This window comes from Haloactinopolyspora sp. (assembly GCF_027324685.1).
In the GTDB taxonomy this organism is placed as follows: Bacteria; Actinomycetota; Actinomycetes; order Jiangellales; family Jiangellaceae; genus Haloactinopolyspora.
The window spans coordinates 1-10,807 of the sequence record NZ_DAHVSH010000150.1 but is presented as its reverse complement, the minus strand read 5'-3'; the positions used below and the strand labels follow the sequence as shown (position 1 = coordinate 10,807).

At 69.0% G+C, this 10,807-nt stretch carries 10 protein-coding genes and 1 pseudogene; 4 read left to right on the top strand and 7 right to left on the bottom strand.

The annotated features are described in order from the left end of the window. Positions 1-942 (bottom strand): extracellular solute-binding protein (locus M6444_RS16585; RefSeq protein WP_298329837.1); only part of this gene is annotated, 942 nt, incomplete at its 3' end. Between the two features lie 148 nt (positions 943-1,090). Between M6444_RS16585 and M6444_RS16580 the strand changes: the two genes are divergently transcribed. The 4 genes and pseudogenes from M6444_RS16580 (at position 1,091) to M6444_RS16570 (ending at position 4,530) form a co-directional block, all read left to right on the top strand. Continuing rightward, positions 1,091-2,083 carry an Lrp/AsnC family transcriptional regulator gene (locus M6444_RS16580; RefSeq protein ID WP_298329834.1) on the top strand — a complete coding sequence of 331 codons (993 nt, stop codon included), beginning with the start codon at positions 1,091-1,093 and terminating at the stop codon, positions 2,081-2,083. Positions 2,084-2,293: 210 nt separating this feature from the next. Then, complete coding sequence (locus M6444_RS16575) at positions 2,294-2,626, top strand: metalloregulator ArsR/SmtB family transcription factor (protein ID WP_298329831.1); 333 nt, start codon at positions 2,294-2,296, stop codon at positions 2,624-2,626. 10 nt (positions 2,627-2,636) lie between these two features. Beyond that, a pseudogene (locus tag M6444_RS23045) lies at positions 2,637-2,741 on the top strand (cobalt transporter); the annotation flags it as partial. A 133-nt stretch (positions 2,742-2,874) separates the two neighbouring features. Beyond that, a complete protein-coding gene (locus M6444_RS16570) occupies positions 2,875-4,530 on the top strand; it encodes a DUF4091 domain-containing protein (RefSeq protein ID WP_298329828.1) in 1,656 nt (551 codons plus the stop codon). A 10-nt stretch (positions 4,531-4,540) separates the two neighbouring features. Here M6444_RS16570 and M6444_RS16565 read toward each other — a convergent pair whose 3' ends face one another. Genes M6444_RS16565 through M6444_RS16540 form a run of 6 tightly spaced genes read right to left on the bottom strand, consistent with a single transcriptional unit; the run spans position 4,541 to position 10,580 of the window. Then, a complete protein-coding gene (locus tag M6444_RS16565) occupies positions 4,541-5,290 on the bottom strand; it encodes a sugar isomerase domain-containing protein (RefSeq protein ID WP_298329826.1) in 750 nt (249 codons plus the stop codon). After that, complete coding sequence (locus M6444_RS16560; protein ID WP_298329823.1) at positions 5,287-6,501, bottom strand: hypothetical protein; 1,215 nt, start codon at positions 6,499-6,501, stop codon at positions 5,287-5,289. The genes M6444_RS16565 and M6444_RS16560 overlap by 4 nt, the downstream gene beginning before the upstream one ends. Beyond that, on the bottom strand, positions 6,498-7,454 hold the full coding sequence (locus M6444_RS16555) for a BadF/BadG/BcrA/BcrD ATPase family protein (protein ID WP_298329819.1): 957 nt from the start codon (positions 7,452-7,454) through the stop codon (positions 6,498-6,500). The genes M6444_RS16560 and M6444_RS16555 overlap by 4 nt, the downstream gene beginning before the upstream one ends. Next, positions 7,451-8,353, bottom strand: coding sequence for a carbohydrate ABC transporter permease (locus tag M6444_RS16550; RefSeq protein ID WP_298329816.1), 903 nt, complete (start codon positions 8,351-8,353; stop codon positions 7,451-7,453). The genes M6444_RS16555 and M6444_RS16550 overlap by 4 nt, the downstream gene beginning before the upstream one ends. Next, a complete protein-coding gene (locus M6444_RS16545) occupies positions 8,350-9,273 on the bottom strand; it encodes a sugar ABC transporter permease (protein WP_298329813.1) in 924 nt (307 codons plus the stop codon). The genes M6444_RS16550 and M6444_RS16545 overlap by 4 nt, the downstream gene beginning before the upstream one ends. Before the next feature lie 14 nt (positions 9,274-9,287). Further along, positions 9,288-10,580, bottom strand: coding sequence for an extracellular solute-binding protein (locus M6444_RS16540; RefSeq protein WP_298329811.1), 1,293 nt, complete (start codon positions 10,578-10,580; stop codon positions 9,288-9,290). Between the last annotated feature and the right edge of the window lie 227 nt (positions 10,581-10,807).

The window sequence follows — 10,807 nt, the reverse complement described above, 5'->3', positions numbered from 1 at the left end:
GTCACCGGAGGGCCCGCTGAACAGCGGCAGGATCGTCGTGCGATCCACCAGCCACTGCTGATCTTCCTTGCACTGCTCGCAGGTCAGCGGCGTGTCCGGGAAGAGCCCGGCGAGCTCGTCGAGCAGGTGCGGCGACCACGAGACCATCGCGGCCTTGCCGGCGAGGTAGTTCGCGCGGGTGGTGTCCACGTCGCCGGCGCCGGCCGGGGCGTACTCGTTCAGGTCGACGTAGAACTGGATGGCCTCTTCGCACTCCGGGCTGTCCAGCGTGATCTCGCCGTTGTCGTCGACCAGCTGGCAGTTGTTGGCCAGCGCGACATGTTCGAACACCTGCATGGTGAAACCGTCGCCGCCGGAGCTGCCCGGAGCGAAACCGTTCACCCCGTCCTGCCCGTGCAACTGTTCGGCGGCGGCCAGTACCTGCTCGTACGTCTCGGGCGGCTCCAAGCCGGCCGCCTCGAACAGGTCCGTCCGGTAGAAGATCATCTGGCCCCAGCCGTCGGACGGGACGCTGGCGTACTCGCCTTCGCCGCCGTCGGTCCTGATGAGGTCCAGGGCGCTCTCGTTGAACGTGTCGGCACCGAGTTCGTCGACCAGCTCGCTCGCCGCGGCGGAATCGAGGATGCCCTCGTCCACCCAGCCCGCCGCCAGCTCGACGCCGTGCACGACGACGTCGGGAAGGTCACCGGCCGCGGCCGCGGAGACCATCGCCTGCGGCAGGTCGGGCGCGCTCACGCCGACGAGTTCGACCTCGATACCGGTCTGCTCGGTGAAGTCCGCGAGCACCGGCTTCATCTTCGCCATCCGGTCGTTGGTGTCGTACACCGTCCAGAACGTCAGGGACCCGTCACCGTCCCCAGAGCCGCCGCCGTCGTCGCCGGAACATCCGGCAGCGAGGAGCGCCAAAGCCGCCACCGATGCGCCCAGGGTCCGTCGCCACATGATGCGGTCCTCCTCGCTGTCCGTTTGATGATCAAGTGCACGACCCTAGGGCCGCATGCCTGAAGGCGCGTCCATGCTTGGCTGGCGTGATCCAGGCTGTCAATGATCGTCTACAACATGCAAGAAACAGAAACAATAGAGTGTGGTCATGACGGAATCGGCCAGACTCGACGAACTCGACCGGCTCGTGATCGCCGCTTTGCTCGCCAACCCCCGCGCCACGAACGCGCAGATCGGCGAGGCCGTGAGCAGCTCGGAAGCGACGGTCTCGCGCCGGATCGCCCGGTTGCGCCGCGACCGGACGGTCCTGGTCGTGGGCGCGCTGGACTCCCAGATCAGCCACCGCGCCCGCACGGTGTTCGTCCGGCTCCGGTGCACGCCGGGCGCCGGCAACGACGTCGCCTACCCCCTCGCGCAGTGGCGAGAAGCCGGCTCGGTCAAGTTGCTGACCGGCAGCGTCGATTGCGTGGCGGAGCTGGCCTACACCTCGAACGAGCACCTGTACCGGGTGATGATGAAGGAGCTTCCGCAACTGCACGGGGTGGTCGCCACCTTCAGCAACCAGGTCATCCGCCGCTTCGCGACCCCGCACAGCTGGAACCCGGGCATCCTCCCGGACGAGGCCGTCGCCACCCTGCGTGCCAGCCGCCGCGACCGCTGGCACGAGCGGCCCGAACCCGACGAGGTGGCGCCCATGTCGACCCTGGACGAGCGGCTACTCGCCGAGATGATCGTGGATGGCCGCATCGGATGGCAGGAGCTCGCCGCCCGCTGCGGCGTCACACCGTCCACCGCCCGCCGGCGCACCGAGCAGCTCATGGAGCGCGGAATCCTGCGGATGCGCGCCGTCGTCGAGCCCGAGGTGCTGAACCTGACGGTCAACGCGTTCATCTGGCTGTCGATCAACCCCACGAAACTCAGCCAGGCCGGCGAACGACTCGCCCGGCACCGCAGCGTCCTGATGATCGCCGCCACGACCGGTGACCGGAACCTGTGCGGCGAAGTCGCGGTCGCCAACGACAGCGCGCTCTACGACTTCCTGTCCGAGACCATCGGCAATCTGCCGGGGTTGATTCACGCCGACGTCGCGGTGAGCCTGCGCACCGTCAAGCGGGCCGGCATGCTCACCGAGCCGACATAGCGGCGATGCAGCGAGGCTGCGCCATGTCCGGACGTGGAGCCGCGTGGCAGGTGAGCCCGGAATTGCAGGGGGCTCGGCAGCCCTCGTTGGCCAGGGGTGACATGCGTGACAACTGTTGCCCTCGGCGTCACCGGCCACGAGGCGTTGCTCCATGGCCGTCGCCAACGATTCATCGTTTTCTGAATTCAGGATTCGATGTACCGTTCGCCCATGACCACGGTGACGATGTCGCACACCGAGGCGCTGGCCCGGCTGGGGCACGCGCTGTCGGACCAGACCCGCGCGAGCATCCTGCTCGCACTGCGCGAAGCACCGGCGTATCCATCGGATCTGGCCGACGCCCTGGGCGTGTCGAGGCAGGTCATGTCCAACCAGCTGGCCTGCTTACGTGGATGCGGTCTGGTCACGGCCGAGCGTGAGGGACGCCACAGCTGGTATCGGCTCGCCGATCCTCATCTGGCTCCAGCGTTGTCGCATCTGCTGCGCGTCGTGCTGTTCGTCGATCCGACCTGTTGCGGCCCGGACGAGTGCACGTGCACATGACCCGCTTCCCGGGACCGCGTCGTCGTCGGCGGCCCTGGTCGGCTTCGGCCTCGATTCCGCCGTCGAGGTCGTCTCCGCCACTGCCGTCGCGTGGCAGTTCGCCGGGCGTGTGCCCCGGGTTGCACCCGCGCCTGCTGTGCCGGGCCCACCGGCGAGCAGCCGTGAGCGCGGGCCCGGTTTCGACCGGGCCGGGGCGGCCCGGTTCAATGCAGGCTGGCGAACGACCCGACGACGAAGGACGCTCCGTCATGCCGAATCCGCGCACGAGCTGGACGAGTGTGCTCTGCGACTCCCTGGAAAAGGTGTTTCCCGATGCCGATCCGCGCCCGATGGATACCGGGATCACCCAGCACGTCTTCGCCGGTGAAACCATCGCCGTCCAGGTCGCGCTGAAACCGCCGACCCAACGTGCCGGCCGCCCGCCCGAGGTGGACGTCGAGGTGGTGACCGGGCCGGGAATCACCGCCACGCTCTCGAGCGTCGACCTGGTCCCGGCCTCGTTCCTGGCCTTCGACGAGCACGACGACGGCTACCTGCGCGACACCGCCGGGCTCTACCCCGACCCGCTGCGCCCGATGCCCGAGCCGAGGATCCGTGCGTTCATCGGGCAGTGGCGGGCGGTCTGGATCGATCTGTGCGCGGACGACGACGTGAGCGACGGCACCGTGCCGATCCGGATCACGCTGCGCAGCGACGACGGCACCACAGTGGGCGCACACGACATCCTCGTCCACACGGTGGCCCAGCCGCTGCCGCCGCTGCAGATCGTCAACACGCATTGGTTCCACTGCGACGGGTTGGCGACCCACTACGACGTGGAAGTGTGGTCCGACGAGCACTGGCAGCTGATCGACCGGTTCCTCGCCGCCGCGGCCGAACTCCAGATCAACTCGGTGCTGACGCCGGTGTGGACGCCGCCGCTGGACACCGCGGTCGGGCACTATCGCCGGTCCACCCAATTGGTGGGCATCGCCGAAACCGCGGACGGGTACGTCTTCGACTTCGCCCGGCTGCAGCGGTGGATGGCGATGGCTCGAGCGCACGGCATCCGCTCCCTGGAGATCAGCCACTTGTTCACCCAATGGGGCGCGGCCTACACCCCGGCGATCTACGTCGAGCGCGACGGGCACCAGGTTCGCGCCTTCGGGTGGGACGTGCCCGCGACCGACCCCTCGTACCGCAAGTTCCTCGACGACCTGCTGCCCGCGCTGCTCAGCGTGCTCGACGCCGAGTGGGGCCTCGACCACGTCATCTTCCACGTCTCGGACGAACCCCACGGTGAGCACGCCGAGAGTTACCGCGCCGCGCGGTCGGTCGTCGACGACCTGCTCGCCGGCTGCACGATCGTCGATGCGCTGAGCGACTTCGAGCTGTTCTCGTCGGGCACCGTCCCGATCCCGGTGGTCGCCACCGATCACGCCGAACCGTTCCTGCGCGCCGGCGTGCACCCGCTGTGGCTGTACTACTGCGTCTCTCAGCACCGCGACGTCGCCAACCGGTTCATCGCCATGCCGTCCAGCCGCAACCGGGCGATCGGGACGCAGCTGTATCTCACCGGCGCAGCCGGTTTCCTGCACTGGGGCTTCAACTTCTACAACAGCGCCGGCTCGTTGGCCCCGATCGATCCGTTCGCCAGCGCCGATGCCGATGGCAGCTTCCCGGCCGGAGATCCGTTCCTCGTGTACCCGGGCCCGGACCGACGGCCGTGGCACTCGATCCGCTCGCGGGTGTTCGGCGAGGCGATGAACGACCTGCGGCTGCTGCAGCTGGTGCGCGACCGGCACGGCGACGACCTGGCCCGCGCCATCGCCGACCCCGACGGCGACACCACGCTGAGCAGCTTCAGCCTCGACCCGGACCACTACCGCCGAATGCGCGCCCGCCTCGCGGATTCGCTACGCTGACGCGCCCCGGTTACGGCTCGATGGGACGGACCCGCTGCCGGTAACGCTCCTGGAGCGTCTTGTTGTGCGCGTCGCCGGTCGCCAGGTTCGCTGAGATGAACACCGGCGGACGGTGGCCGTCCTCGAGCAGGCGGAGACAGGTCAGCTCGGTGAGGATCTGCGCGATGAGCACGCCGGTGAACGACGACACAGCCCCGGTCTTCAGCCCGGGAGCGACCTCGATCGCCGCGTCGCCTTCCGGCGCGCAGTTGTCGATCACGACATCGGCCAGGTCGGCGAGCCGCGGGCCTCCGGTCTCTCGCGCCGCGGACGAGCGGGTGTGCGCCAGTGACGTGATCGCCACGATGCGGTGCCCGCGATCGCGCGCGAGCGAGGCCATCTCCACGATCGACGAGTTCAGCCCGGAGTTGGACACGATGACGAACAGGTCGGCGGGGTTCGGCTGCGCCAGGGTGTAGATCCGTTCGGCCAGGCCGGGCTCTCGCTCGTACGTCGGGTCCAGGATCCGCGCCGGATCCGCACCGCCGAACATCACCAGATCTTTCACCGCGAGCATGCTGACCGGTGCCAGCCCACCCGCGCGGCCGGCCAGCTCCAGCGTGACGATCCGGGAATGCCCGGTTCCGAACGCCTGCAGCACGCCGTCGGCGGCTATCGCCTCCGCCGCCAGCGCAGCGGCCTTCTGCATCGCCGCCATCTGGGTCGTGATGACGTGGTCGGCCAGCCCCGCTGCTTGCCGGGCGAATTCGGACTCGATCATTCCCGCTCCTCACTTCTACGGACAGCCTGCACCGCGCGGACCGCGGCGTCGGCTATGCGCTCGCCGCTGCCCGGCCGCACCGGGCTGACGAGAGTCTCGTACGTCGGCAGCGTGTCCCGGCTGGGCAGGTACCCGAGGTATCCGTTCGTGTAGCCGAGCACGATGACGTCCGGGCCGGTCGCCGCCCGGATCGACTCCCCCAGAGCCAGGAACAGCTCGGCCGGGACAGCCACCAGCGTCACCTCGCCGAGGCCGACAGCTTGGACATCCACCACGTAGTCGTCGACGCGTCCGCGGGCCGCCAGGTCGCGCGCCAACTGCAGACCCTGCTCGTACACGACACGCGTGCGTTCGTCGGTAGGAGCTCCCGGCGGCTCGTCCGGTAGGCCGTCGACGTCGGCAGCGGACTTGGGCTCCAGGCGTACGGTGCGCGACACCGGAGGACGCACCGCGTTGCGCCGGGACTCGTACTCGCCGTGCGCCTCGATTTGCACGTGGCTGGCGACGACGGCCGCGAGCCGGTCGATCTCCGCTGCCGACCGGCCGGCCCGAGTGTGCCTGGTGCTGATGTCACCTGCGGCCCCGGTGACGGCCACCGCCCAGCGGTGCGGCGTGGCGAGGCTGCGCCGGATCCCTCCGTTCAGGTCCGCGCTGACGTCGCGGTTGGCGGCAGGCAGCACGGTCGGATGGACCGGGGAGATCGTGATCACCCCGACGACGTCGTCGTCGGCGACCACGATCATGTCGACGGGGATCTCCATCGGAGCCGTGTCGTCGGCATTGCGCCGACCAGCCAGCTTGGGGACCCACGCGCGCGTGTGCGCCAACGCGGCGTCCTGCTCGTCGGCCAGCGCCGTCTTCGCTGCCGCGACCGTGGCTTCGAGCAAGCGAACTCCGAGGCCGGGCGGCGTCGCAGCGCCTCCCGGAGTGCAGCCGGCCTCAGGACTCGCGTGCGTGTGTGTGGCCGAGACCCAGCAGGAGTCGACGCCCAGATCGAGCAGTCCCGCGCGGATCCGGTCCACGATGTCGGTGTTGACGCAGATCAGATCCGCGACCACGAGGGCGAAGCGGTGTGCGTCGTCGGCGAAGGTGAGTACGTGGACCTCCAGCGGGTCCAGCACGCCCTCGACTCCCTGGGAACGGTCGGCGTAACCGCCCATCCCTTCACCCGGCACCACCTCGAGGTCCCGGGCACCATGTCCGACTCTCACGCATCTTCCCCCGTCTCGATACCGTCCACGTCGTGGCGTAGTCGCTCGACCAGCTGGGCATAGGGCGCAGCGGCCCGCAGCAGCGTCAATCCGCCCTCCAGCGGAGAACTCACCGGATCGGCCAGGTCCAGCCCGCGGCCCCGAAGCTCGTCGGCCAGCAGGCGACGGAAGAGCGGGCTGGCGCCGATCAACCGACCGGAGTACGAAACGCGGCGGCCGGCGTCGCCCTGGCGTTTCGCTGCGGCGGCCGCGGCCGTCGCGAGATCGTCGACCGCCGCTGCACAGATCGTCCGCGCGACGTCGTCGTGGTCGGCGGCCGCCATGACGGCGGGGGCGAAGCCGGAGATGCGGGCGACCACCTGCGGATCACGGTAGAACCGCTGCAGGCCCGCCAGGTCCGTTCCGCCGACCGCTCCGGGAAACTCCCGGGTGAGGGTCGTCGCCGCACCCACGCCGTCGAGTGCCGCCGCCGCGGCCCGCAGCCCGGCCAGCCCGATCGCGTAACCGCTGCCGCGATCACCGAGCAACGGTCCCCAGCCGTCGAGCCTGGAGCACCTACCGGCCGGGCCTACCGCGAGCACGTTCGTCCCGGTCCCCGCGCACAGCACCGTGCCCGGGCCACCCACGGCACCGGCATGGGCGAGGTAGACGTCCTCGACCACCAGGGCCGGTCCGCGGAAGAGCGCTTCGAGCTGCGCGGCCAGTCGTCGGCGCGCGTCGAGTTCGCCGGGTATCCCCGTCAGCCCCGCGACGACGCCGGTGACCTCGGCGGGCAGGTCGAGCGTCGCAGCCGCTTCGCGGACACCGGCGACGATGCGATCGACGCCGTCCTCACCGGGCTGGTAGACCATGCCGGCGCCGACGCCGCTCTGCCGGTGTGGCCCGGTGGCCACGAGCACCCGCACCTGCGACTTGCCGCCGTCGATGCTGATGACGGCATCGTGACCGGTCACTTCGACATCCCCGCCGTGAGCCCGCTGATGATGTGCCGGGTCGCCAACGCGAAGACGATCGCCAGCGGAACCAGCGCGATGACGAGGCCGGCGAACAACGTCGCTCGATCCGCGGCGAACTCGCCGAAGAAGCGCGTCAGCCCGACGGGCACGGTGTACTTCTCGTCGCTGCGCATCAACACCAGCGGGTAGAAGAAGTCGTTCCAGGTCAAGGCGAACTGGAACACCGTGACGACGGCGAGCGCGGGACGCATCAGCGGCAGCGCGACCGATACGAACATCCGCCCCGGGTTCGCACCGTCGAGGCGAGCCGCCTCCTCGAGCTCGAGCGGAAGCCCACGCATGAAACCCATGATCACGAAGATGGAGAACGGCACGCCGTTGGCGGCGTAGAGCAGCACCAGACCGATCCGGCTGTCGATGAGCCCGACCGACTGGTACATGTAGAACACCGGCAACAGACCGAGTTTGGCCGGAATCATCAGCCCGGAGATGAACAGCGCCGCCAGGAACGCCCGGCCGCGGAACCGCCACCGCGACAGGGCATAGGCCGCCATCGCGGAGACCGCGACGCACAGCGACACCGCCGCGACGGTGACGGCCACGGAGTTCAGGAAGTAGATCGACAGCGACGCCGTCTCCCAGGCCCGCTGGTAGTTCCCGAGGTCCAGCGAGGTCGGCAGCCCCACGGGTTGCTGCAGGATGTCGGCGTTCGTCCGGAACGAACCCACCAGGACGAGCACGAGCGGACCGAAGGCGAGCGCGGTGTAGCCCCACAGCAGCAGCTGGACGCCGACGCGCCGCAGGCCGAAGCCCGGGCCGCGCCGAGCCGGTGGTGGGCCGGCCTGTTCCGGGGCTCGGGCCGCACGTCGCGTCGTGGCCGGCGAGAGCGGGGTCATTGGGTCACCTCCCGGCGCCGGAGCAACCGTTCGAGCACGATGGCGAAACCGAAGATCACCACGAAGATCAACATGGCCAGCGCCGAGGACTCTCCGATCGCGTTGGTGCCGCCTTCGAACGCCGTGCGGTAGTAGAGCAGGCCCAGCACGTCCATCGCACCGCCCGGCCCGCCGTCGGAACCGCCCAACGCGTACACCAGGTCGAAGATGTTGAAGCAGCCGATGAACGTGAGCACGGTGATGACACCGACAGCCGGCATGAGCAGCGGGAATCGCACACTCCAGAACGCCCGCGCGGGCGAGGCTCCGTCCAGTGCCGCCGCCTCCTCCAACTCCTGTGGGATCCCGCCGAGAGCGGCGAGGAAGATCAGCATCGGCCCGCCGATCCATTGCCAGGCGTTGACCAGGACCAGCACCGGAAGCGCCGTGGTGGGCTCACCGAGCCAAGGCAGCGCCCACGATTCCAGGCCCACCGAGCGCAGCACGTAGTTGATCGGCCCGAAGTTCGGACTGAGCAACAGCGACCAGATGTAGCCGACGATGAGCGGACTGATCAGGTACGGCAGCGAGAACACCGTCTGGAAGAAGCGCTTGAAGCGCGGGTTGCGATAGAGCAGGACCGCCAAGCCCAGTCCCACGGTGTTCTGGATCGCCATGGTGCCGACGAAGAACAGCACGTTGTGCCACAGCGCGGTCGGGATCTCCGTGCCCAGCGGGTATCGGGTCAGGATCTCCTGGTAGTTGCCGAGTCCGGCGAACCCCGCGCGCTGGGTGCCCTCCCACCAGAAGAAGCCGTAGTAGAAGGCCGTGCCCAGCGGGACGATGATCAGCAAGCCGTACAACGCCAGCGCCGGCAGGCAGAAGGCGGCGATCCAGCCTGCGGGGGTGCGGTTGAGGCGGCCCGCGGAGCGCCGCCTCAACCGCGGCCGAGTCTCTACTGCGTCGGCTCGAACCACTGGTCAACGCCTCGCTGGATGTGGTCGGCGGCTTCCTCGGCGCTCCACTGGCCGAGGACGAAGTTCGAGAGCCCTTCCGAAGCGAGGTCCCATGCTGTCGGCTCGCCGCTGGAGAAGTAGGCGTAGGTGACGTACGGGCTCGGGTTGGCCAGGTACGCATCCAGCGCCTGCGCCAGCAGCTCGTCGCTGGGCTCGACACCGGGCACCGCGCTGATCTGGCGCAGCTCGTCGGTGAAGGCCTGGCCGAACTCCGGGGTGGCCATCCAGCGCACGAGGTCGAGGGCGGCCTCTTGATTCGGCGAGTTCGCCGAGACGCCGAACGAACCGTCCAGGTAGCCGGGCACGAGGGTCTCCGACACGGCCGCCTGTGGCGGCGGTGGAACGTTGAAGATGCCCAGTTCGAGGTCCGGATTCGCCTGCGCGAACACCGCGAGCTCCCAGACGCCGCCAGGGAACATGGCCGCCTGGCCCGAGGTGAACAACGCCTGGGCGTCGGTGTAGCTCGTGCCCTTGTACTGCGAACCCCAGAACGGGCTGGTCTCGTTCCACGTGGTCAGCGAGTCGACCCACGGTCGATCGGTGAACGTGGCCGCACCGGCGAGCATCTGCTCCAGGTAGTCGCTGCCGCCGTAGGTGCTCGCGCCGAAGATCTCGTGCTGAATCGGCAGCATCCAGGTGTCGGTGACGGTAGCGGCCAGCGGCACGACGTCGGCATCGTTCAAGGTGGTGAACGCGGCGATCATGTCTTCCCAGGTCTCCGGAGGTGTGAGCCCGTGCTCGTCGAAGATCGCCTGGTTGTAGATCACATGCAGGGTCTGCAGCGCGAACGGTACGCCGTAGATCTGGCCGTCGGCCACGCCGCGCGCGCCGTCGAGCACCTCGGTGGGGAAGTCCGCGAGCGCGTCGACCTCGTCGTCCAGCGGCACCACACTGTCGGAGGCCACCACTGGTTGCAGGAGGCCGTACGACCGCAACTGCGCGACGTCGGGCCCGTTCTGGTCGGACAGGCCGGTACGCAGGATGGTGTCGTACTCCTCGGCCTTGTAGGGGACGTACTCGACGGTGACGCCCGGATTGGCGTCCTCGTAGAGCTGGAAGATCTTCTCGTAAGCAGCGACGTCCTCCTGCCGCCAGCCCCAGACCTCGAGGGTGGTCTCGCCGCCGCCGTTGCTGGTATCGGACTCGCCCTCCGATGCGCTGGGGCTGCACGCCGTGATGACGAGCGCCAGCGTCCCGAGTGCGGCGAGCACGCCGTATCGCCTGCTGATCATGGTTGGCCTCCAGGCCGGAAGGTTTCACCTGAGGTCCCAGAACCTAATACCGGTCTATACCGCCGTCAAGTGTGGGCTATTCTGTCTTCACCCGCTGTTAAGGTCGGGATCACGATCTACGAGTAAGGAGTAGGACCGCGCCTAGGCCACGCCACGAGCCCAGCGACGTCGCGTCGGAGGTGTTCACGACCGGCGATCGCCCGAAGGGCGAGCACATCAAAGATGTG